Source organism: Spirosoma migulaei (assembly GCF_054776855.1).
In genome coordinates this window covers 304,163-328,576 of the sequence record NZ_BAAHBG010000011.1, presented here as the reverse complement: position 1 = coordinate 328,576, position 24,414 = coordinate 304,163, and the positions used below count along the sequence as shown (strand labels likewise).

General features: G+C 49.4%; 17 protein-coding genes. 14 read left to right on the top strand and 3 right to left on the bottom strand.

Features of this window, described 5'->3' with window-relative positions; all coding sequences use genetic code 11:
• The first annotated feature begins 82 nt into the window (after nucleotides 1-82).
• The 3 genes from ACYVGO_RS15065 to ACYVGO_RS15055 all read left to right on the top strand — a co-directional run bounded on the left by ACYVGO_RS15065 (nucleotide 83) and on the right by ACYVGO_RS15055 (nucleotide 4,524).
• Nucleotides 83-853 carry an SDR family oxidoreductase gene (locus tag ACYVGO_RS15065; protein ID WP_460969984.1) on the top strand — a complete coding sequence of 257 codons (771 nt, stop codon included), beginning with the start codon at nucleotides 83-85 and terminating at the stop codon, nucleotides 851-853.
• An 86-nt stretch (nucleotides 854-939) separates the two neighbouring features.
• Nucleotides 940-1,680, top strand: a complete 741-nt coding sequence (locus tag ACYVGO_RS15060) for an IclR family transcriptional regulator (RefSeq protein ID WP_460969983.1) — start codon at nucleotides 940-942, stop codon at nucleotides 1,678-1,680.
• Between the two features lie 408 nt (nucleotides 1,681-2,088).
• A complete protein-coding gene (locus ACYVGO_RS15055) occupies nucleotides 2,089-4,524 on the top strand; it encodes an ABC transporter permease (RefSeq protein ID WP_460969982.1) in 2,436 nt (811 codons plus the stop codon).
• Between the two features lie 35 nt (nucleotides 4,525-4,559).
• Here the strand turns inward: ACYVGO_RS15055 and ACYVGO_RS15050 are convergent, their stop codons facing one another.
• Both ACYVGO_RS15050 and ACYVGO_RS15045 read right to left on the bottom strand, forming a co-directional pair.
• Nucleotides 4,560-5,462: a hypothetical protein gene (locus ACYVGO_RS15050; protein WP_460969980.1), complete on the bottom strand. Its 903-nt coding sequence runs from the start codon at nucleotides 5,460-5,462 to the stop codon at nucleotides 4,560-4,562.
• A 378-nt stretch (nucleotides 5,463-5,840) separates the two neighbouring features.
• The gene (locus ACYVGO_RS15045) at nucleotides 5,841-7,526 is read right to left on the bottom strand and encodes a PQQ-dependent sugar dehydrogenase (protein ID WP_460969978.1); all 1,686 of its coding nucleotides are present in this window, start codon (nucleotides 7,524-7,526) and stop codon (nucleotides 5,841-5,843) included.
• Nucleotides 7,527-7,790: 264 nt separating this feature from the next.
• Here ACYVGO_RS15045 and ACYVGO_RS15040 point away from each other — a divergent pair, with 264 nt between their 5' ends.
• From ACYVGO_RS15040 to kdpA (ACYVGO_RS15010), 7 genes are all read left to right on the top strand, one after another.
• Nucleotides 7,791-8,804 carry a zinc-dependent alcohol dehydrogenase gene (locus ACYVGO_RS15040; protein WP_460969976.1) on the top strand — a complete coding sequence of 338 codons (1,014 nt, stop codon included), beginning with the start codon at nucleotides 7,791-7,793 and terminating at the stop codon, nucleotides 8,802-8,804.
• Nucleotides 8,805-8,900: 96 nt separating this feature from the next.
• Nucleotides 8,901-10,217 carry an MFS transporter gene (locus tag ACYVGO_RS15035; RefSeq protein WP_460969974.1) on the top strand — a complete coding sequence of 439 codons (1,317 nt, stop codon included), beginning with the start codon at nucleotides 8,901-8,903 and terminating at the stop codon, nucleotides 10,215-10,217.
• Between the two features lie 134 nt (nucleotides 10,218-10,351).
• Nucleotides 10,352-12,916 (top strand): TonB-dependent receptor, encoded by a 2,565-nt coding sequence (locus tag ACYVGO_RS15030; RefSeq protein WP_460969973.1) that lies wholly within the window; start codon nucleotides 10,352-10,354, stop codon nucleotides 12,914-12,916.
• Nucleotides 12,917-12,971: 55 nt separating this feature from the next.
• Complete coding sequence (locus tag ACYVGO_RS15025) at nucleotides 12,972-13,685, top strand: LolA-like protein (RefSeq protein ID WP_142774944.1); 714 nt, start codon at nucleotides 12,972-12,974, stop codon at nucleotides 13,683-13,685.
• 210 nt (nucleotides 13,686-13,895) lie between these two features.
• The gene (locus ACYVGO_RS15020) at nucleotides 13,896-15,695 is read left to right on the top strand and encodes a sensor histidine kinase (protein WP_460969972.1); all 1,800 of its coding nucleotides are present in this window, start codon (nucleotides 13,896-13,898) and stop codon (nucleotides 15,693-15,695) included.
• A gap of 403 nt (nucleotides 15,696-16,098) precedes the next feature.
• On the top strand, nucleotides 16,099-16,179 hold the full coding sequence (locus ACYVGO_RS15015) for a potassium-transporting ATPase subunit F (RefSeq protein ID WP_020599353.1): 81 nt from the start codon (nucleotides 16,099-16,101) through the stop codon (nucleotides 16,177-16,179).
• 19 nt (nucleotides 16,180-16,198) lie between these two features.
• On the top strand, nucleotides 16,199-17,914 hold the full coding sequence (gene kdpA, locus ACYVGO_RS15010) for a potassium-transporting ATPase subunit KdpA (RefSeq protein ID WP_460969971.1): 1,716 nt from the start codon (nucleotides 16,199-16,201) through the stop codon (nucleotides 17,912-17,914).
• Here the strand turns inward: kdpA (ACYVGO_RS15010) and ACYVGO_RS15005 are convergent.
• A complete protein-coding gene (locus ACYVGO_RS15005) occupies nucleotides 17,901-18,188 on the bottom strand; it encodes a hypothetical protein (protein WP_460969969.1) in 288 nt (95 codons plus the stop codon). The genes kdpA (ACYVGO_RS15010) and ACYVGO_RS15005 overlap by 14 nt on opposite strands.
• Nucleotides 18,189-18,219: 31 nt before the next feature.
• Here ACYVGO_RS15005 and kdpB point away from each other — a divergent pair, with 31 nt between their 5' ends.
• The 4 genes from kdpB (at nucleotide 18,220) to ACYVGO_RS14985 (ending at nucleotide 23,955) form a co-directional block, all read left to right on the top strand.
• Complete coding sequence (gene kdpB / locus ACYVGO_RS15000) at nucleotides 18,220-20,289, top strand: potassium-transporting ATPase subunit KdpB (protein ID WP_460969968.1); 2,070 nt, start codon at nucleotides 18,220-18,222, stop codon at nucleotides 20,287-20,289.
• Between the two features lie 18 nt (nucleotides 20,290-20,307).
• Nucleotides 20,308-20,871 (top strand): K(+)-transporting ATPase subunit C, encoded by a 564-nt coding sequence (locus ACYVGO_RS14995; RefSeq protein WP_460969967.1) that lies wholly within the window; start codon nucleotides 20,308-20,310, stop codon nucleotides 20,869-20,871.
• A 55-nt stretch (nucleotides 20,872-20,926) separates the two neighbouring features.
• Entirely contained in the window at nucleotides 20,927-22,639 is a 1,713-nt protein-coding gene (kdpA, locus tag ACYVGO_RS14990; RefSeq protein WP_460969966.1) for a potassium-transporting ATPase subunit KdpA, read from the top strand.
• 194 nt (nucleotides 22,640-22,833) lie between these two features.
• Complete coding sequence (locus ACYVGO_RS14985; RefSeq protein ID WP_460969965.1) at nucleotides 22,834-23,955, top strand: porin; 1,122 nt, start codon at nucleotides 22,834-22,836, stop codon at nucleotides 23,953-23,955.
• Nucleotides 23,956-24,414 lie beyond the last annotated feature (459 nt).

Here is a 24,414-nt window from a genome sequence, read left to right as displayed (position 1 = left end):
TAGCTCATCTTATACTTAATTATACTCTTTGTAATTCCACTTTAATCATGTAATCTTGCGATTACTATCACAATGATACAGTATGAGTATTTTGCAATCTTTTGATTTATCGGGTAAGACAGCAGTAGTTACAGGCTGTAAACGAGGAATTGGCCGAGCTATGGCAGTAGCCCTGGCCGAGGCAGGCGCTGATATACTTGGCGTATCCGCATCGCTCGAACTTGAAGGCAGTGCCGTTGAACAGGAAGTACGGAAACTGGGTCGATCGTTTCGGGCCTATCAGGCTGATTTGAGTAGTCGGTCGGGCGTGTATACGTTCCTGGAAGCCTTGCAGACCGATGGCGCAGTGGTTGACATTCTGGTAAATAATGCCGGAACCATTCTACGAAAACCTGCCGCCGAACACCCCGATGACTATTGGGATACCGTCATCAATACCAATCTAAACGCTCCCTTTATTCTGACTCGCGAAATTGGTCGGGGTATGATTGAGCGCGGTTCTGGCAAGGTCATTTTTACGGCTTCCCTGCTGACCTTTCAGGGCGGCATTACCGTACCTGGCTATGCGGCTAGCAAAGGGGCTATTGGCAGTTTGGTAAAAGCCTTTGCCAACGAATGGGCGTCAAAAAATGTCAATGTCAACGCCATTGCACCGGGCTATATCGCAACTGATAACACCGAAGCCTTACGCCAGGACACCGAACGCAGCCAAAGCATTTTAGCTCGTATACCGGCGGGGCGTTGGGGTGAGCCGGAAGATTTTAAAGGGATTACCGTTTTTCTTGCTTCTGAAGCCTCCCGATACGTTCACGGCACCATAATTACAGTAGACGGCGGATGGATGGGCCGATAATCCGTAGGATGTATGCCGTAAACGTCGACGTTTACAGCATACATCCTACAGCGTACCTCTTATATCTCACATCATACATAGTCAACATGGTATTAGTTATTGTAAAGGCACTGGACATTCTGGAGCTTGTGGCGCAGGATCCTGGCCGGGCACATTCGCTTACGGAGATTGCCGAAACACTGCAAATGAACCAGGCAACCTGTGTTAACATCCTGAAAACACTCGTTGATAAAAACTATCTGGAACACTTGGGCCGGAAGAAGGGGTACCGTTTGGGGCCAATGGCGTACAACCTGACGAACAATCTTTCCTACAGCCAGGATTTAGTGCTGGTGGCAAAAGATATTATGCAGGACTTGACCCATCGGCTCAACGAAACGTCTATTTTGGGGATTATTCGCAATCAGAAACGATTCATTGTCCATTTAGTCAATAGTGATCAGGATCTCCAGGTACGAAGCCGCACGGAACGCAACATTTATGAAACAGCATCAGGGCGATTACTACTGGCTTTCATCTCTGGCAAAGAGTTGGAGAGTCTAATTAACTCTATTGGCTTTCCCACCCCTGACATTTGGCCCAATGCTACCACCCCACAGGGTTTAGACGCTGAGTTAGCAAAGATTCGCGTTCAGGAGCTATCCATGACTCGCTCTCAAACGCATATCATTGGTCTGGCTGTACCCATCCGTCGTCAAAATCTGGTGATTGCCAGCCTAAGTATATTCCTGCCCGAGATTCGCTGTAGCGCCAGTCGCCAGAAAGAAATTGAATTGGAATTACGATCAGCAGCCCAATTAATTAGTCGGCGACTTTCTGTGTCCTAACTGTCGTACGCCAGGGATTAAGTTATCCTCCGTATTCAATGATGCCTGCACAATCCGATGATTTCAGAACGGGTCGACGGAACCACCCGCTCAGCTCTGACCAAACCAAGTCAAACCAATAAAAGACGCTCGATCCTTTACCAAGTTAGTGTTGTGGCGCCAGTTTTGACCGGTGGTCACCTTCATCCCATTTTTTGCCCAATTCGCCCCATTTTTTCATTCTGCTTGTACTAGCCGGGTATACTTGCATCAGGTTCTCGTGCCGTCAAAGCGAATACGTCGGGTGGATTGTACGATCCCACCAGGCCGCGTCGAGCAAAGCTGATCTATAGTGTCGATGCGGTTAAGTTTATCAGAAGTTATCGAGTACGAAGACCAAAATGGGTTAACCTGTTTATCAACTGGATCATGATCGGAAGCTACATCAAAACATCGCGACGCAACTTAATGCGCAACAAGCTGTTCTCGTTCATCAATATTGTTGGCCTTGCCATCAGTATGTCCGTCGGGTTACTACTGATTGCCTTCCTGTTCGACCTGCATTCGTACGATAGGTTCCACGAGAATGGAGAACGGATCTATCGCATCACCAACGTGCTGACTACCAATGGTGAACAGAGGGGCAAGTTTGCCACCACATCCATAAAGACAGGAAAGCGTATCCGACAGAGCGTGTCCGGAATTGAGGCCGTAGCTATTGTGCGCAACGACTTTTCGAAGGACGCGACGGTTGGCGACAACACGCTCCCGATCAAGGGCTTCTGGACGGAACCGTCATTCTTCAGCATCTTTACTTTTCCGATGCTGGAAGGCAATCCCGAGACGGCCCTGAAAGATCCTTACTCGATCGTTCTTACAGAAACGGCCGCCAGGAAACTGTTCGGTAACCAATCGGCACTGGGTAAGGCAATCCGGTTCGATACACTCGATTATCAGGTAACCGGCGTTATGAAGGATGTTCCGTTCTTTTCGCACATCAACTTCGAAGCCCTGATTTCGCTCTCAACGGCCGAGCAGCTCAATAAGAACAACGGCGAAAAATGGGCAAACATGCCGTCGAATTACGTGTACCTCCGGTTACCTGCCACGGCCAACGTAGCGTCGATCCAGTCGCAGCTCAACGTCCTTGCCGAGGAGGAAAACCGCGCTGATGAAAACACGAAGATCCAACTTGAGCTGCTGCCTTTATATCAGATCGTAGTTGGCGAGAGCCTCCGCCGTTCTGAGGGGGGCGCTGGCTCGGTAGGCCCGCATATGCCTCCGGTTGTGCTTTGGATACTCGGCGGGCTGGCACTCGTTGTAATCCTGTCGGCCTGTTTCAACTATACCAATCTGTCGATGGCACGAGCTATGCGCCGTTTTAAGGAAGTCGGTCTTCGCAAAGCGATCGGAGCCGGAAAGAGCCAGGTATGGCAGCAGTTCCTGGTGGAGGCAATCATGATCTCCCTGGCAGCCCTTCTTCTTTCTTTCCTGCTATTTCTGGTATTGCGCCCGCAACTGATAAACCTGGCCCCGGAGATGCAGCGCACGGTGAAGCTCGAGCTTAGTCCGGCTATGGTCCTGGCCTTTATCGTTTTTTCGGTCACCGTAGGCGTTATTGCCGGTTTATTGCCGGCCCTCTTCTTTTCCAAAGTCAGTGCGATCAATGCGCTCCGAAATGTGTCTGCTCCAGTATATCGGTCGGTGAGCGTTTTCAAACACCTAACCCTACGACGCGCTCTGGTAGTAATTCAATACACATTCACCCTGATCTTTATAACCACAACCGCCATTGGCTATGTGCAGTATAAAAACATACTCGCCTTCGACCTGGGATTCAATACCAAAAACATCCTCAACATTACGATGCAGGGTAATAAACCCGATGCGTTTATGAAGGAACTGAGTGAGATGCCCGAAGTAACGGCCCTATCCCGCTCATTAATAATCACCAGCGTGGGGAACGCCTGGGGTGGTTATATGAAATACAACGATACGCGCGACTCGGCGCTGGTCCTGACCAACAACGTCGATGAAAATTACCTGGCTCTGCATGAATACAAGCTCATTGCCGGAGGTAATTTCAGGGCACGACCCACTACGGCCGAAGCGGTCAGCGAAGTGATTGTTAACCAGCAGTTCTTAAAGCGATTTAACATGGGTACTAACGACCCCGAGAAAGCAATTGGCAAGGAAATTACCTTCAGTAATTTCAACGTACATGACCGTAAAATGACCATTGTTGGCGTCATGAAAGACTTTCATTATGGAAAAGTCGACAACCTCGTTGGGCCGGTAGCCTTCATGTTCTGGACGCCTACCGACAGAGCAGTCATTAATGCCAAAATAGAAAGCCGGGACATGCTGGCGACCCGAGCTAAGATCGAATCCGCCTGGAAGAAAATGGATCGTGTTCATCCCTTTCAGGCTGAATTCTATGACGAAGCCATCGAAGAAGCCTACAGTGAATTTTCTGTTCTGATCAAGATCATTGGCTTCCTTTCGTTGCTTGCTATGTCAATTGCATCGATGGGCTTGTTCGGCATGGTGGCGTTCACGACCGAAACCCGGCTGAAGGAGATCAGTATCCGCAAAGTGATGGGTGCCAGTGCCGGTAACCTGGTCTACCTACTGAGCCGCGGTTTTCTTCTACAACTGGCGCTATCGGCCCTCATCGCGCTGCCCGTAACCTACCTTTTCTTCGAAAATGGGGTACTCACCCGTTTCCCATATCACACACCCGTGCAGATGGTTGAGTTGTTGATCGGCTTGCTGGTGGTATTGGTAATCGCCTTCCTGCTGATCGGATCGCAGACGATGAAGGCCGCAAAAAGTAATCCGGTCGATGTTCTGAAGAGCGAATAGGGATACTGATCACCCAATCTGGAGTAATTGGTGTCTCAGAACGACTCATACTCAAAATATAAAGTTCCTCTTACAGAATGGTCAGGCAAGGGACTTCGAGCGGTCCGACTGATAGGCAAGCCTGAACTAGTATACGTATAGCTATACTCATTATAGCCATCAAACAGGATATTATTCCGGCTCAGCGATAATAAATTGGCGATACCGTCATTCTTGGGCGGATAGACAAAAACCGATATAGGAGCAATGGTGACGGGGTCCTGGTTAAGGGTGGCAATAGGCATGATGATTCCGTAAAAGGGGTTTATTTTGGAATCATAGGTAAACGTATATTCGAAAGATTGGCCGCTCGGGACAAAGGTTACATGAGCTTTCGTTAGATTATTATTGGAATATGTATACTGGCTGATAAATTGAACTGACTCATAGCCATTATAACTATCAACCTGATTTCCATCTAGCTGATTGGCAGCATCATAATGGGGTTTACATACAAAAAGAAGACCATTGGCCGCATTATTGACATACCGTATTTCTGCAATTTGGCCCGCCCCTGTATAGCTAAAAGTATAACTGTCGGTTTTCGTTATTGGCGGTTCCTGGGGTAGTACAGGTAGTATAATCTGGATAACCCGTTGTATCTGACCTAACCGATTTTGATTATCATAGATATAGGTGCTTTGCTCCCATCGAGCTGAGTCTGACTTTTGTGTTTTAATGCCGCTTAGCCTTCCTTGTTGGTCATATTGAAACTGACTAACCAACTGTAAACTAGCACTTTGTTCGGTAAGGGTTTTCAGCCGGACTCGACTTGGACTTAATCCCGGAAACCGGTGGTCATTACAGGCAAAAAGGGTGGCTATCAGTAGGAAACTAATTAACCTCAACAGTATAGGATGGCTAAACATGATCGTGAAAATTGGTTTTGAATCAGTCATTGATTACCTCTACAAAGAACACGTTCTGGAAGGTGGCCTACTATGATGATTATCAGGAAGTCACATGATATTAATAGAATAACGGCCTTCCCAGGCGAGAATCAGCTAGTCAACTAGGTGATAGGCATGACATACATTGCCCTAATTTACCGTTTCTTAAACACCTGTATAAGGAAACACCTTCTCTCCGAAGCTTTCTGACTACATCCTTAAAACCGTCTCAAATCGCAATTCGTACCGCTGCCGCATACGGTCACAACGGCGGAGCGTCGACGACCCCGTTACAAATCAATGTAGCAGCCGTGCTGGCTTACCTTTTAAATCTTTACTGTGTTTTTGATACAGTTACTGGTAGCATTGATGAGAAAAAATGGGGGACTACTTTGAAACTTTATACATCATCCCATCCGCCTTGGTGAACAGATACATTTCACCGGCGGCATCCTGCCCGATTCGCAAGTCCACTTTATTGGCTTTGCTAAGCTCTTTCAGGGTTGTCTGTTGGCCATCTAGAGCGATAGAAAATTCATGAATGGTCGCCTGTGAGCCTTCCTTTATCTCGTTGGTATTTACATAGAAAACCCGTCCCCTAACGATCTCGCCAAAAATGTACTTGCCTTTTAACTGAGGTATCTGACTTCCCGTATAGTCGAAGCCGCCCATAATGGCGTTTCCCTCGTCGTGATCGAATTGAACCACCGGGTAGGTATATCCATAGGTAGCGTCATTTTTAGGCAGGGGATACACGCTGTTGGTTCTGGCAGGCGACTCAATGAGAAAGGTACCCTCCCGATCGGGCCAGCCGTAATTTTTACCGGGCTTCAGCAGGTAAATGGATTCGACTTGCCGTTGTCCTATATTGGAAACCAGTATCCGCCCATCTTTTGTCCACGAAATTCGGTTCGGGTTACGAAACCCTTCGGCATATACTTCATCCAGTCCATCTTTATTAACATACGGGTTGGAGTTCGGGATACCATATTTCCCATTTTTACTTGTTCTGCCCGTGGGGTCTATCCGAAGTACCTTTCCCCAGATATGGTTTTTGTTTCTGGGAATAAACGGGTATCCCTGTTCAACGGCACCACCATCGCCCATGCCAATGTAGAGTAGCCCATAATCGGGATCGGCTGGCTTTGCGTAGGGATTGAAGGCAATTTCCTGCATGCCATGAATCTGGTCGACTACATTTACCCGAAGCAATTCGCGAGGTTTTCCGCTAAAAACGCTCGAGCTGGGGTTGTCCACCGTCCATTCCGTAACTACCCATTGCAATCGGACGGGGATACTGTCGGCATACGTAAAATCTGCTTTTATGGTCGTATTTGGTTCGGAATGGGTCGTATAAAAAAGCCCATTTTTAGCATAGTCTGGATGAAAGGCAAAGCTGCCTAAGCCCGTTGCCAGGCCAGGCGAGTTGGTGAAGTTTTTAAAATGGTCTGTGGCCTCAAAATACACCTCGGGCTGATAGTTGTTAGTCAATCTGTAGATTTTTCCTTGTAGGTCTTCAACCAGAATTTCCTTTGTGATGGGATGAACGCCCATCTTATTGATCCGTGTGCGTGGCTGCGTTTTGTTCGTAAACGGGAACTGGGTTATTTTCTGGATAGTCAGAACAAGATCCGACTTGGCAATCGAAGAAACTATCGGGTTTTCTAAAGCAGCTTTACCGGAAGAAACCGCAGCTTTAGGAGCGGGCTTGTCCAGAATAAAGGCTGTTAGATCATTGATGTCTTTTTCGCCTAACTGCTTAAAATCAGGCATTAATGTGCCAAATTTTTTGAATTTATCTAAAGCCCGGGCAACCCTTGCATCAATCATTGTCCTGGGACTTTTGATAAATTCGGCCATATAGCCTGGGGCCACGATTCCTTTCAATCCACCAAGCTGTGGACCAATACCATCCTGTTTGAAATTATGGCAACTGGCACAGTTAGCGTCAAAGAGAGCTTCGCCCTTTAGTTTATTCTGTGCCCATGAAGCGTCAATGCTTACGAAAGCAAGTAGTACACACACAAATAATCTGCCTACAGTGAACTGTAACGAGTAGCTAGGTTTATTCATAAGTTAAACGCGAGGCTTTGAACTATCAGCCGAATGAATTTGGCATTCATTTGTACAATAACAATCGTTTTCGGGCTGTACTAACTAATTTTTCAGTAAATCTTAGTAGAAAGGCTCTCAATTGGCGGTCATAACTATTCGTCCGGTACTTTTTGGGCAATTCTTGGTACTTTTGAACCATTTTACGCAGGAAAACTAGCAGGGTAGTCATCTTTGATTGCGTATAGTATTCAGTGTAGAAGTAGATTCTATTGATCGCAATTTATGAAAGCTGCTTTCCTTCAAGCGCCTAAACACATTCATGTACAGGACATTTCTATCCCAGAACCAGGCTTTGGCGAAGTACGTATAAAGTTGAAACAGATTGGTATTTGTGGCTCTGATGTACACCTGTTTTTGGGCCATCGCCAGTTAGACACGCCAACTGTTATTGGCCACGAAGGGCTAGGCTATATCGATAAAATTGGGGCGGGTGCCTCGGATCGTTCACTGGGCGAACGGGTTGTTATTGAACCCAATATTCCCTGTCGGCACTGCCGCTATTGTGTATCTGGCCGGGGTAACATCTGCATCAATAAGCGGGTCATAGGTCTGAATGAAGCCGGGTGCTTTGCCGAATACGTTGTAGTGCCCGCCGATTTCTGTTGGAAGGTACCCGATAGCATTTCTGACGACGATGCCGTGACCGTTGAGCCCATGGCCGTAGCCTTACATGCGCTACTAACCTCCAGTGCCAAACCCGGCGATACAATTGCGGTTATTGGCCTGGGTGCCATTGGATTATTGGTTACGCACCTGGCGTTATCCCTTGGCTATCAGGTATTCGTAACCGAAATCAGTTCAACTAAAGTACGATTAGCCGAAAGTCTGGGCGCTATTGCCCTTTGCCCAACGGGAAGCCCGGCTGAGCAACAGACGGCTTTAGCGGAGGCTTGGCTAGCCAACGATGTGTGCGCCGTATTTGAATGCGCAGGAGCTGCGGCTACAGCATCTCTCGTAACGGCGGCAGCGCCCCGTGGGTCAGAAATTGTGCTGGTGGGTCTGTCGGGACATGCAGCTACGTTTACGCCACTCAAGATCGCCCGCGAAGGTATTCATATCGTTCCGTCCATCATTTATGACCACCCCTTTGATTTTAAACGGATACTCCAGTTGATGGCAGCCCGCATCATTCGTCCAGGCTTTATTATCTCCCGAAAAATTGAACTCGACAACCTGCAATCCGCTTTGGAACTGGCCGCGCTGGGTGAAGACAGCAAAATTTTAATTACTATATAAAAATGATTGTAACACAGAGATATACGGAGAGAAAAGGGGATAAACAGAGTTAGCTATTTTCTCTCTGTATCTCCGTGTTACAACTTTTCTCCAACTATGCTTACCAAACCCGCTCCGCCCGACCTGAAAACACTGCTGGACACCCAGCCAATGAGCTCCTTTCAGATTCTGATGGTAGCCATCTGCTTTATTCTGAATATGAACGACGGTATCGACGTGCTGGTGGTGTCGTTTACGGGCTCGGAGATTGTCCGCGAATGGTCGTTGTCGAAAAGCGAGTTGGGGTATATTTTCAGTGCCGGGCTAGCGGGAATGACGGCGGGCTGCTTTTTGCTGGCTCCTTTCGGGGATAAAATTGGGCGTCGTACGATGTTTATCATTGCTTTATCCCTAATTACCACCGGCATGCTGCTATCATCTCTGGTAGGTGCCTATTACCAGTTACTACTCTGCCGACTCATCACTGGGCTGGGCATTGGCGGTATTCTGCCCTCTCTGGCAGCGGTGGCGGCTGAGTTTTCCAATAATAAACGACGCGATTTCAGCGTGGGCTTTGTCCAGGCTGGTTGGCCAATCGGGGCTATTCTGGCGGGCTTTTTTACGGCCTGGGCTATTCCTCTGTTTGGCTGGCGGTCAGCGTACTTAGCTGCTGGATTGGTTTCGGCACTGATGCTGCTGAGCATTGTCCTGTTCATGCCCGAATCACTGGCGTTTCTGATCGGGCGGCAGCCTAAAAACGCCCTCCGTCAGGTCAATCAGCTACTAACTCGCATGGGGCAGGCCACTATTAGTGTGCTCCCTCCTACGGCCACCAGTCACGCTGCGGTACCAATTAGCGACTTATTCACGCCGGAATACCGGGCATCCACGATACGCTTGTGGATCGGCATTTTCTTTGGGATGATGACCTTATATACCGTTATGAGCTGGGTACCCACACTGGCTAAAGATGCGGGAATGCCATTTGAACTGGCTACTTATATTGGCACAGCGCTAAATCTGGGGGCCTTTAGCGGGAGTCTTTCGTTTGGGCTGCTGGCAGGTCGCATTGGGTTGCGTAAACTGATACTGCTGTTTATGGTCATTGCCTTTGGCAGTATGGTTTTGTACGGCAATCTCTCGATGACCTATTGGCTGATGTTCATGATGACGTTCTTCATCGGTTTTTTTGTGCAGGGCGGCTTCAATGGTTTCTACCCGACCACGGCCCGCGTGTACCCGGCCCGCATGCGCACCACCGGCGTAGGGCTGGCCATGGGTATCGGGCGATTCGGCGCAATACTGGGTCCCACGCTCTTCGGGATGCTGTCGGATGCGGAACTTAGCAAATCACTGCTGTTTGTTCTGTTCTCAGCTCCGCTGCTGGTGGCCGGTGTCATGGCCTTTACAATTCCTTCCAAAAACCTGGATTGATGGCTTTTACTAGATTGCGATCTGTCTCTCATCAGCATTAAACCTATATCCATCCGGTTAAATCAGCGCTTCATCCAGTTTCGCTTTTGGACATTAAAACTTGGGGTAACCTTTGTTAGGTCAAAAGCAATCTCATGAAAACGAACGTTCTACTTATCGCTGTCTTTTTACTAACTCTCGGTTTTGTTTCTCCCCTCCGGGCTCAGTTCCCCACAATGGGCGGCTCTACACAACCAAAAGCCCTTCCTGGTACGGCTGGAGATCAGAGCCCCAAAGGGAGCGCCAAAATCATTGGCTCCATCCTTGATTCGACTCAGGCAAAAGGGGTTGAATTTGCCAGCGTCGCCCTCTACAATAAATCAACAGGTAAAGCTGTAGATGGTACGGTAGCCGACGAGAAAGGTAAATTTGCCTTAACGAAACTGGTTGCCGGTGATTACCGGATTCTGATCAGCTTTGTTGGTTTTCGCAATAAAACGATTGAGAACCTGACCCTGACAAATGGACAAAGCCTCGATCTGGGTGTTATCAAACTGGCTTCCAGTGTAAAAACCCTGGAAGAAGTGACCGTGGTCGGTCAGGGCGCCATGATTGAAGAGAAAGTGGACCGGCTGGTTTACAATGCGGATAAAGACATTACCGCTAAAGGTGGTGATGCTACCGACATTCTACGTAAAGTGCCCCTACTCACGGTTGATCTGGATGGAAATGTATCCCTGCGGGGCAGCTCCAATATACGGGTGCTGATTAACAACAAGCCTTCTACTATCGTGGCCAGCAGTGTTGCCGATGCCTTGAAGCAAATCCCTGCGGACCAGATTAAAACCGTCGAAGTAATTACCAGCCCATCGGCCAAGTATGACGCGGAAGGTTCGGGTGGTATCATCAACATTATTACCAAAAAGAACAGCTTACAGGGTCTGAATCTGAATGTCGATTCGGGTGTGGGTAACCGGGGTTCGATGCTTTCGCTCAACGGCAACTACCGCAAAGGCAAAGCAGGTTTTACGCTGGGTGGCTTTGGCCGGGCAAGTTACAACACCATCACCAAAACCAACCTCGACCAAACCAGTCAGGTAAACGGTGTGTCGACGCTGACCCGTCAATCGGGCGATGGCCACAGCTCATTCCTGTTCGGGCAATATAACCTGGGCTTCGATTATGACCTGGCCAAAAACCAGAGTTTAACGGCGGGCGTACGGTATGGTGCGCGTAACATGCTCAGTCAGCAAGATTTAGTGACGCAATTATTCACCAACGGAGTGGCTGGTTCAACGGCTTACCGGAACGTGGATGCCAAGAACCTATCAGGCACGGTAGATGCGAACATTGATTACCTGCATACCTTCAAACCCCAGCAGGAATGGAGTATTTCGACGCTCTACAGCCGGAATGACCTGACCAACAACTTCGACGCCGACTTACTGAGTGGTGCCCGTGAGCTAACTGGCCGTCAGCGAAACCTGAACAAAAACGTTAACCAGGAATTTACCCTGCAAACGGATTACCAGACGCCGATCAAGAAAAACCAACTCCTTGAGTTTGGGGCGAAAGCTATTCTCCGGGAGGTCAACAGTGATTACAAGTATTTGCTGGCTGGCCCATCGGGCACGTTCACGACAGAAGCCAACAATACATTGGGCGAGCTGACCTACCATCAGAACATTGCTGCCGGGTATAGCTCATACACCTATACGACTAAAAACCGCTACACATTTAAGGCTGGATTGCGTTATGAGCACACCTTCATTGATGCCAGCACCCGCGAAGGTGGTAATCTGGGAGTTGGCGATTATGGCGTATTGGTGCCCAGTGTGAACGCATCGAAGACCTTTAAAGGAACTACGTTTAAGCTCGGTTTCAACCGCCGGATTCAACGTCCTGGTCTTCAGCAGTTGAACCCTAACTTCAACGCTGCCAACCCGCAGAACATCACTATTGGTAACCCAACCCTACGTCCTGAATTAACTAATAACTTTGAACTGGGCTTGAGCAAAACCATCAAAAAGACGTTCATCAACGCTACGTTCTTTGGCCGGGTAACCAACAATGCCATCACGCAGATTAGCCGGCCTTCCGATACCCTGGCCGGAGCCATCGTTACGACCTATCAGAACATTGGCCGTCAGTATACCTATGGCACTAACATCTTTGGTAATGTGGCGGTGACCTCAAAAATCAACGTGGGCGTGTTTTTGAACACGTTCTACACCAGTCTTACAGGCCAAACGGCGGGTGCAGACGGTGTATCTACAACGCTGACCAATACGGGGATTAACATAAGTGGTGGTTCCTTTGCGTCGGCTCAGTTTAAAAATGGCTGGGGCGCACAGGCCTTCGGATTTTTACAGGGCTCGCAGGTGCAGTTGCAGGGACGCCAGGGTGGTTTCGGCTTCTACACCGTTGGGGTTAAAAAGGACTTCAACAGTAAAAAAGGTAGCGTTGGTATAGCCGCAGAAAACTTCCTGAATAACCGGTTCAACATTCACACGGTACTCAATTCGCCCCTGTTCAGTCAGGTCAACGATGTGTATCTGTATAACCGGGGTATCCGTCTGACGTTTACTTATAAAATTGGTAAAATGACCATGGAAGCTCCTCGTAAGAAAGCTAAGTCTGTCAATAACGATGATGTCAAAAGTGATGGACAAACACAATCAGGCGGTACAACCACAGGTGGAGGACAACCTCGTCAGTAGATTATAGGCCATTCTTATTTCTTACCCTAGCAGTTAACTTAATTAGGCTTACCCGATGAAAATCAACACACTTCTGGCCTCAACCCTGGCCATCTTCGTCTCGATCAGTGCCAGTGCTCAAACCGTGGACGAAATCATTGACAAACACGTTGCGGCCCTGGGTGGCATGGACAAACTGAGCGCTGTAAAAACGCTCTATACCGAACGGTCACTGTCGGTACAAGGCATGGAAATCCCCAGTAAATCAACGGTTTTGGTCGGTAAAGCATTGCGCACCGAATCGTCGGTAATGGGCAACTCAATGATTCAGGTGGTGGATGGCACAACAGGCTGGATGATTCGTCCGGCCATGATGGGTGGCACGGGCGATCCTGAGGATATGCCTGCCGACCAGGTTAAACAGCAACTGGGCCAGCTTGATCCATTCGGGCCGCTGATAAATTACAAAACCAAAGGCAATACGGTTGAGTTGGTCGGCAAAGAGAAAGTAGACGGCAAGGATGCCTACCATTTGAAAGTGACCACCAAAGAAGGCCAAACGTTGGATGAATTCATCGATGCAACTTCGTATCTGGCGAGCAAAATCAAAATGACGATGAATGGTCAGGCTGGTGAAATAAACTTTTCAAATTATAAAGATGTAGATGGGATCAAGTTTGCCAACACCATGGACATGACGTCGGCACAGGGGAACCTCACCTTTACAACCGAGAAAGTGACGGTTAATGGCAAAGTAGACGAGTCTATTTTCAAGAAACCAGCCAAGTAAGCCAATCTCTGGTAACGATAAGAACGTACTTCCTAGTGACGAAGTTAACCGGGTTAATTCGGTTAACTTCGTCACTATTTTTTGTAGATCAAATCAGCTATTTACAACTAATAAAGTAACTAAAATCGATTCGACACACCTGAATCTGACAACTTCGTAAACATTTTCCTTTCTGGTTTGTCTAATTTTAACTAGCCATACCTCGCACTCTTGAGAACATTTAATACCAACTATAACTATCCTTTTCTAAGCGGAGGGGGTGAACTGGGTGAACTAATCCGAACCTACGATTGGTCAACATCGCCCCTGGGTACACCAGACCAGTGGCCCACCAGTCTGCGTACGCTAGTCAATATGATGCTTACCTCCCGCTTCCCAATGCTCATTTTCTGGGGACCGGAACTGATTACCTTTTATAACGACGCCTTCCGGCCCAGCCTGGGCGACAATGGGAAGCACCCTTCTTCTTTAGGGCAACGGGGCGAACAAAGCTGGGCTGAATCATGGCCGGTTATCGGCCCTATGATTTACACGATCATGGCCGGTGGCGATGCGGTATGGTTTGAAGACCAAAAGCTGCCTCTATATCGGGATGGCCAGATGGGTTATGCTTACTGGACGTACAGTTTCAGCCCCCTTATTGGCGACACTGATTCGGTAAATGGTGTTCTGGTCACCTGCTCAGAAACCACCAAAGCGGTAGAAAGCCTGCAACAACTTAATGAGACAAATGCGGAACTGAAACAGTCGCTGGAGCAGAATATTGCACTACGGGAGGAGCAACATGCCTCCCAGCAACAGACAAAAGAAAGCGAAGCCAAATTCCGAACGCTGGTTGAACAGGCACCCATAGCGGCTTGCCTGTTTATAGGCCGGGAACTCCGCATTGAGATTGCCAACCAGATCATGCTTCGGTTCTGGGGTAAAGACGCTTCTATTCTGGGGCTACCCCTGGAAAAAGCTCTACCCGAGTTGAAAAGTCAGCCGTTTCTAAAAATCCTCGACGATGTTTTTACCAGTGGAACGACCTATGAGGCCCGCGATACCCGCGTTGAGCTAATGGTCGATAATCATCTGGGAGCGTACTACTTCGATTTAACGTACAAGCCTCTATATGATGCTGACGGCAACGTTTATGCCATTATGGCCATGGCCATTGATGTTACCAAGCCGGTTCAGTCCCGAATTACGTTAGAAGAAAATGAAGCCCGCTTACAGGAATTGTCGATGGATCTGGAGCGACAAGTTCAGGAGCGCACTCAGCAACTGGAAAACTCGGTTCAGGAATTGAAACGATCCAATGAAAACCTCCAGCAGTTCGCTTATATTGCCTCCCATGACCTACAGGAGCCACTGCGTAAAGTCCAGCAATTCGGGGATTTGCTAAAGAATCAATATATAGATACGCTGGGTGATGGGGCTATCTATTTGGAACGAATGCAGTCGGCGGCCAGCCGCATGTCTACCCTGATTCGAGATCTGCTCAGTTACTCGCGCATTTCAACCCGCCAGGATCACACAACGTTAGTGTCGTTGCAACAGGTGGTTACTATGGTCCTTGTTGATTTAGAACTGCGCATTCAGGAAACAGGGGCGCTTGTGGAGGTGGAGGGCTTACCCGAAGTTTATGGCGATCAGGCTCAGCTGGAGCAGCTTTTTATGAATCTCATCAACAATGCGCTGAAGTTTCACAAACCGAAGACCAGACCCGTTGTGACTATCCGTGTTCAGACCTTACCCTCGGTAAAGCTCTCGTCTTCGATTAAATTGGCGCGCCCAACCCTGGCCTATCACCGCATTGATATAGCAGATAATGGCATTGGGTTCGATGAAAAGTATCTGAACCGCATTTTCCAGGTCTTTCAGCGCCTACACGGCAAAAGCGAATTTGCCGGTACAGGTATCGGACTGGCAATCTGCGAGAAAGTAGTATTTAATCATGGTGGCGCCATTACGGCCCGTAGTAAGTCTGGTCAGGGAGCCACCTTTAGCGTGTACCTGCCCGTATAAGATCTCAGTTTTTATTATTTATTGTTCCACGAACGCCCGGGTAGTAAGCCGGGCGTTCGTGTTTTTGAGCGGCCCAAAGCTCGTAAGTCAGACCTCTATTGATGCGTTCGGCTTACCAGAATGAAAATCAACCCTACCATTTTGGTAAGATTTTCTTCCCAGGCAATTTCCCCTCTCTCGTAGCAAGAACAAGCAACTACCTGAATTTCAAAATATTAAGAAATCAGTAACCGATGAATTCAACTACTGGTCAGCTTTTTGGCATACTGAGTTCGAACTAAACAGTATCACTCACAAACTATGGGTACGCTTCTGCTTCTAATCGGTTCGGCACTTTTATGCTTTGTCATTTTCTACAAAGCCATCGAGTGGTTCGAGCACATTTAACTAACCATCAATCACCATGATTACGCTCGTTTTTATTGTTGCGCTGCTGGTTTTCGCCTACATGCTGTATGTGCTGATTAAACCGGAAAAGTTTTAACCTATTTCTCTACTACACAATGACAACCGAATGGATAGGCGTTATCGTCATGTATGGGCTCACGGTCCTGCTGGCAATTCCGCTGGGCAAGTATCTTGCTAACGTATTTAAAGGCGAACCCACCGCGTTCGACTTTATGAAGCCGCTGGAACGGCTCATTTACCGCATCGGCGGTGTTGACGAAACCGTCGACCTGACCTGGAAACAGAATTTAGCCGCCCTGCTGACCATTAACCTGGTTTGGCTGGTGCTGGCGTTTGTACTGCTCCTGACCCAGGGAAGTTTACCCCTCAACCCCGATGGCAACCCCTCGCAGACTCCCGATCTGGCCTTTAACACGGCCATCAGTTTCATGGTCAACTGCGACCTGCAACATTACTCAGGTGAGTCGGGGGCAACGTACCTGACGCAACTGGCGGTGATGATGTTTCTGATGTTCACCTCGGCGGCCACCGGGATTGCCGCAGCGGTACTGTTGTTCAGGTCGTTCATGCCGAAGATGACCGAAACGGTCGGCAATTTCTACGTCCTGTTCACCCGCTCGATCACGCGTTTGCTGTTACCCGGCTCCCTCGTGATTGCCCTCATTCTGGCTTTCAACGGCACGCCGACCAGCTTCGACGGGAAAGATACGATTGTGAGCATGCAGGGCGATACGGTTGGGGTTTCGCGCGGGCCAGCCGCGGCTATGATCGCGATTAAACACCTGGGCACCAATGGTGGAGGCTGGTTCGGAGCCAACTCCGCCCACCCACTGGAGAACCCGAACTACCTGACCAATATGGTCGAAATGATTGCGCAGATGCTGATTCCAATCGCCATGATCTTTGCGCTGGGCTTCTTCATCAACCGCAAACGGTTTGCCTGGGTGATTTACGCGGTGATGACCATCGGGTTTCTGATCCTGGTCATCCCAACGATCTTTAGCGAACTGGGTGGCAACCCGGCCATTGCCCACATGGGCATTGTGCAGCCAACGGGAGCTATGGAAGGCAAGGAAGTGCGGTTTGGCCCCCTGGCCTCGGCCTACTGGAGCATTGCCACAACCATTATTTCGACTGGCTCAGTCAACTCCATGCACGACTCGTCGATGGCGATGTCGGGGATGATGGAACTGCTGGGGATGATGGTCAATGCCTTTTACGGCGGTGTCGGTGCGGGTCTGTTGAACTTCTATTATTTCCTGATCATCGCCGTATTTATTTCGGGACTGATGGTGGGCCGAACGCCCGAACTGTTTGGGCGAAAAGTAGAAGCGCGGGAGATCAAGATCGCGTCGATTGTGGCCTTACTGAGCACGTTGCTGGTAAAAGGGGGTACAGCCCTGGCAACCTGGCTGTTTATCAATCATGGCGATGCCGCCTGGGCCGTGCAGCCCTCGGCCTGGCTCAACAACCCTGGCTTTCACGGATTTTCGGAGATGCTGTACGAGTTCACATCGGCCAACGCGAATAACGGCTCAGGCTTCGAAGGCCTGGGAGACAACAACTTCTTCTGGAACTTCTCAACGGGTATCGTCCTGATTCTGGGGCGGTTCATTCCCATCATTGGTCCGGTGGCTATTGCGGGTCTGCTGGCCCGGAAGAAGTACGTTCCTGAATCCTCGGGGACGCTACCGGTCGATACACCCACGTTTGGCCTGATGATTTTCGCCGTCATCTTCATTATCACGGCTCTGTCGTTCTTCCCGGCCCTCGCGCTGGGACCACTGGCCGAATATTTTAGTCTGAAGTGAGTTGACTGGCAGTGCGAATCACCTCTAGCTCGGCCCGCCAATCCATACTATCATCCTCGCGTTCAAACAGCCCAAACTGGGTCAGTTCATTAAACTTCGCAGCAAATTCAATGTAGCCCATACCGTATTTTTTCTCGAACCTGTCTACGGCCTCTAAACTGATTTTTAGTTCTCGCAGCAGCTCTTCACGGGCTTTCTTCACGGCATAATCTGCCATCGACGTATAGCCCATTTCCTGAAAAGTACTCTCTAAGGCCACCTGTTCAACTGTCATAACGAATCACATTTTTTCAAAGTTAACAAAAATGGCAAAGCAATCATCCTCCCCTAGTTTGTTCCAGCGTGAGCTTGTTGGAACGGCCATTCGGGAGTCATTTATCAAATTAAATCCGGCCATCCTGATCAAGAATCCGGTGATGTTTACCGTCGAAATTGGCACCCTCATTATGGTGTTCGTAACGATTTACATCGCACTTTCGGGCGATACGACGCAGGGATCGCTGGTGTATAATAGCATTATTACCCTGGTTCTGCTCATCACGGTACTATTCGCCAACTTCGCCGAAGCTATTGCCGAAGCACGGGGCAAAGCACAGGCCGAATCGCTCCGCAAAACCCGTCAGGAAACACCCGCTAAAGTCATTCGCTCTGTGGGCAATATGTACACAAGTGAAGTACAGCTCATTTCATCGGCTCAACTAGTTAAAGGCGATGTGTTTCTCTGCGAACCGGGCGACATTATCCCCTCCGATGGCGAAATCATCGAGGGTCTGGCCACCATCGACGAATCGGCCATTACGGGCGAATCGGCCCCGGTGATTCGGGAAGCGGGGGGGGATAAGTCGTCTGTAACGGGTGGTACGAAAGTGCTGTCGGATCGGATTAAGGTACAGGTAACCACCCAACCCGGCGAATCCTTTCTAGACAAAATGATTGCGCTGGTGGAAGGGGCTACCCGGCAGAAAACGCCCAATGAGATCGCACTGACCATTTTACTGGCAGGCTTTACGCTGATTTTTATCATCGTCTGCATTGTGCTCAAACCCTTTGCCGACTATGCCAATACGCCCATTACGATTGCCGCGTTGATCTCGCTCTTCGTTTGTCTGATTCCAACCACCATTGGTGGGCTGTTATCTGCCATCGGGATTGCCGGTATGGATCGGGCCCTGCGGGCGAACGTCATTGCCAAATCAGGCCGTGCGGTGGAAACAGCGGGTGATATTGATACCCTACTGCTGGACAAAACGGGAACAATTACCATTGGGAACCGAAAAGCAACGAGCTTTTACCCTGCACCGGGCATTGCAATAGATGACATGATCCGTGCCTCGGCGCTAAGTTCACTGGCCGACGAAACTCCGGAAGGAAAATCCATCGTCGAACTGGCAGGACCGAAAGTAACCACCCGGCTCTCAACGGAAGGCTCAACGCTGATCAAGTTCACCGCCGAAACTCGTTCCTCGGGCATTGATATGCCAACGGGCAAAAATGGCTCGATGGTACGGATTCGGAAAGGGGCCACGGATTCTATTCGGAACATTGTGACGCGGGCCGGAAACCTATTCCCTTCCGAGACCGAAGAGCAGGCGAAGAAGATTGCGGCTAACGGTGGAACACCGCTGGTGGTCTCGGAAAACGAGGTAGTCAAAGGCGTCATTGAATTGCAGGACATTATCAAGCCCGGCATTGCCGAACGCTTTGACCGGCTACGAAAAATGGGCGTTAAAACCGTGATGGTCACGGGCGACAATCCCCTGACGGCCAAGTTCATTGCTGAGAAAGCGGGCGTCGATGATTACATCGCCGAAGCCAAACCCGAAGACAAAATGAACTACATCCGGCATGAACAAACCGGTGGCAAGCTGGTAGCCATGATGGGCGACGGTACAAACGATGCCCCCGCGCTGGCCCAGGCCGATGTAGGTGTCGCGATGAACTCGGGAACGCAAGCCGCTAAAGAAGCCGGTAACATGGTGGACCTGGACAACGACCCCACGAAACTGATCGAAGTGGTTGAAATTGGGAAGCAGTTGTTAATCACGCGGGGTACCCTGACGACCTTCTCGATCGCCAACGACGTAGCCAAATACTTTGCCATTGTACCGGCTCTGTTCACGCTGTCGATTCCGGCGCTGCAAGCGCTGAACATCATGGGCTTACACTCGCCTGAATCTGCGATTCTATCGGCCGTAGTTTTCAACGCGATCATCATCCCGATGCTGATTCCGCTGGCCTTACGGGGTGTGGAGTACAAACCAATTGGCGCGTCGGCCCTGCTTCGCCGGAACCTGTTCATCTATGGTCTGGGCGGCATTGTTGCCCCCTTCATTGGCATTAAACTGATTGATCTGGTCGTCGGACTATTTGTATAACAACACAACAACAAAATCATGAAAACTCACATTGGACCAGCCATTCGACTCACCCTGGTCATGCTGGTATTACTAGTCGTTATTTATCCCTTGGTTGTGGCCGGTATTGCCACGTTAGCCCCCGGTGGCGGCAAAGGAGAGACTGTTACCGTCAATGGCAAAGTCGTTGGCTATAAGCTGATTGGCCAGAAATTCACGGAAGATCGCTATTTCAACAGTCGCCCTTCGGCGGTAGAGTACAACGCAGCCGGGTCGGCGGGTTCTAACAAGGGCCCATCTAACCCCGATTATTTGAAAGCCGTGCAGGCTCGTATCGACACCTTTCTGGTACACAATCCAGGGGTTAACAAAGCCGATATTCCGGCTGAATTGGTAACGGCATCCGGTTCGGGTCTTGACCCGGATCTCTCGCCCGCCGGGGCTACCATTCAGGTGGCCCGGATTGCGAAAGTCCGTGGTATCTCTACCGAACTACTTACGCAGTTGGTCGATCAGCAAACAGAAGGCCCATTGTTAGGCATTTTCGGTCCTGCCAAAGTCAATGTGTTAGCCCTGAATGTGGCACTCGATCAACTGAAGTAATGGCTTGCCCCTCGGTCTAGTCGAAAACCCGGCTGAGGGGTTTTTAATCATCACTATGATTACGCAACGTATTGGGCTCAGCCTGATTTTTGGCCTGGCCCTTGGTGTAGCCATTTTACTTGGACGCTACCTGAGCCGGGTGTTTAACGGAGAACGGAATGCGTTCGATTTTCTGGCTCCCTTGGAAACGCTGGTTTACCGGATCGGTGGCATTGATCCCAATAAATCGATGACCTGGCGGCAATATGCCGTGTCACTGCTTACCATCAACGGGTTATGGCTGGCATATGCCTTCATACTGTTGATGACCCAGGCCGGTATTCCACTCTGGAATCAGGAAGGAATACCCTCGATGGAATGGACACTCGCGTTGAATACAGCCATCAGTTTTCTGACCAGCACGAACTTACAGCACTACTCGGGCGAAAGTGGCGCTACCTATTTTACCCAGATGGCGGTGCTGACGTTTTTGCAGTTCGTATCGGCGGGAACGAGCCTGGCGGTTGGAGTAGCCGTCGTGCGGTCGTTGCAGGATAAAGCCAGTACCAGCGTGGGGAATTTCTATCAGGATTTTGTCCTGTCGATCACGCGGGTGTTTCTGCCGTTATCATTGCTGGGTGCGATGTTGCTCATGCTGACAGGGGTTCCAATGACGTTTGAGCCGTACTCTATCATTAAAACCCTGGAGGGTGCTGAGCAAACAGTGGCCAACGGGCCAGTAGCGGCCATGTTGCCCATTAAACATCTGGGCTCTAATGGGGGTGGATTTTTCGGCACCAATACGGCCCATCCGTTTGAGAATCCGTCGTTCGTTAGTTATATCATTAACTTGCTCAACGTCTTTCTACTGCCGCTGGCGTTTGTCTTTTTCGTCGGTTATTTTCTGAACCGGCGGAAGTTAGCCGTCATTCTGTTCACGATTATGACCGGCTGCTGGTTAGCCCTGACCATCCCGACCATTCAGCAGGAACTGGCGGGCAATGCAGCCATTAACCAGATGGGCATCGACCAGTCGGGAGGGAGCCTGGAAGGGAAGGAAATGCGGTTTGGCACGCTGGCATCCGCCTTTTGGTGTGGCGTAAACGTGGTGATTCCGGCCGGCACACTCACCTCCATGCACGACAGCTATACCCCGCTCTCAGGCGTGTTCATGCTGCTGGGCATGCAGGTCGATGCCTTCTACGGGGGCGTTGGAACTGGTTTTCTCTACATGTTTCTCTATATCATCATCGCCATTTTTATTGGCAGTCTGATGATCGGTCGAACGCCCGAACTGTTGGGCAAGAAAGTGGGGATCCCGGAAATCCAGATTGCATCATTTGTGGTTGTGATGATGCCCCTGCTCTACCTCGGCGCGACCGGTATTGCCGTAGCCATTCAGAATGCCAATCCGGACATCGGCTGGCTGAGTAACGGGAACTTTCACGGCTTCACGACGATGCTCTATGAATTCGTTTCGTCGGCGGCTGGCAACGGGTCGGGGTTTGAGGGACTAGGCGATAACACGCCCTTCTGGAATGTATCGACGGCGATTGTCATGGTGGGCGGGCGATTCATTCCGATCATCGGGCCACTGGCCATTGCCGGAATACTGTTCGAGAAGAATTACATACCACCCACCTCAGGCGTACTCCCCACGGAGTCGTGGACATTCGGGCTCTTGTTAACGGCTGTTATTATTATCATCGGGGCATTGTGTTTCTTTCCCGCATTAGCCATTGGCCCTATTGCCGAGTATTTTACCCAGGCGGACATTTTTAAACAATAAATCCAAAACTCCTGCTGGTCGTGCGGTGCTAGTGGTGTCGGTTACTTTTAACCGACACAGATAGGTTTCTCAAAACCTATTGATAGTGAGTGATTAGGTTTTAAGAAACCTATCCGTGTCAGATGAAAGCATCTGACACCACATAAACCAGCCGCAGGAATGAAAACAAAACCGAATACAACAAAACCATAAACATGAAACGAGTTTTAACCACATCGGCCTTTGTGGCTGGTGTTATCACCGCATCGATGGCGCAGATTACCGACACGACCAAAACCGCTGTGCCCAGTTCAGGGCTAACCGTATCGGGTTATATCGAAGCCTATTATAGTCACGACTTTACGGCACCGAAAACCAGTCAGGAACGTCCCGGCTTTTTGTACAACCACAAGCGAAATCGCGAAGTAAACGTTAATCTGGCGTTCCTGAAAGGTGCTTATGCCAGCGAACGTGTTCGCGCCAATCTGGCTATTCAAGTCGGTACCTATGCGCAATACAATTATGCAGCCGAGCAGGGATTAATGAAAAATATCTACGAAGCCAACGCAGGTGTCAAACTCAGCAAAACGAAAGATCTGTGGCTCGATGCGGGTATATTCTCCTCGCACATTGGCTTCGAAAGCGCCATCTCGAAAGACTGCTGGACGCTGACTCGCAGCATTCTGGCCGAAAACTCACCGTACTACCTATCTGGTGCCAAGCTGACGTATAACACAGCCAATGGAAAATGGACGTTATTGGGATCGGTGTTGAATGGCTGGCAGCGGATAGCAAAATTGCCCGGTTACAGCGGCCCTGCCGTAAGTACGCAAGTGCAGTATCGCCCTTCACCGAAGGTAACGCTGAACTGGAGTACGTTCATCGGCTCCGACCGGCCAGATTCGCTGAAGCAGGGACGGTTCTTCAATAACTTTTACGCCATCATTAACCCGACTGGAAAATTTGGGGTGATTCTGGGCTTCGACATTGGGGCCGATCGGAAGCCAATTGGTCAAACTGGAAACCGGGTAGGCACGGGCAGTTATGTCTGGTATTCGCCCGTGGTCATTGCCCGGTTCGCTACCAGCGATAAAAGTTATGTGGCAGGACGGGTTGAGTACTACAATGACAAAAACGGGGTTATCATCAGTACGGGTACGGCCAATGGTTTCCAAACGCTCGGCTACTCGCTGAACTATGATTATGCCATTTTGCCCAATGCGCTTTTCAGAATCGAAGGCAAGGTTTATAACAGCAAAGACGCCATTTTTGAAAAGGAAAATGGATTGAGTAAAACCAATGCATCCCTAACTACGAGTTTGGCCATTAGTTTTTAAGTGATTTGGCTGTACCCACGGGCTTCAGCCCGTGTTCTATTTTAAATACGGTCTAATTGATTTGTATCAAAGAATCGCCATTTTGATTTCAGTAACTGTCCACCCCCTAAAGGGCAGGGCTGTTAAGTGCTGAATTTAGATTAGTGAAATTAACTTTTTAAACGCCTGTCCATTACCCCCCCCTGAAGGGGGAGTACTCCGAAGTGGATTTTCTCCCCCTTTAGGGCAGGGCTGTTAAGTTCTAATCCCGAAGGGATGAAAGGATTATAGAGAATGGAGAAATGATCCATTCAGAACCCTGAAAGGGTGACATTATTTCACCCTTTCAGGGTTCTGAATGAAATTGAATTTACGTTTTGTTATAATCATAACACGCCTTCGGCGTTGAGGTCCAGAACTTAACAGCCCTGCCCTTTAGGGGGTGGGGGGTAAAATAAGACAATAAAAGAGGCTGATTAA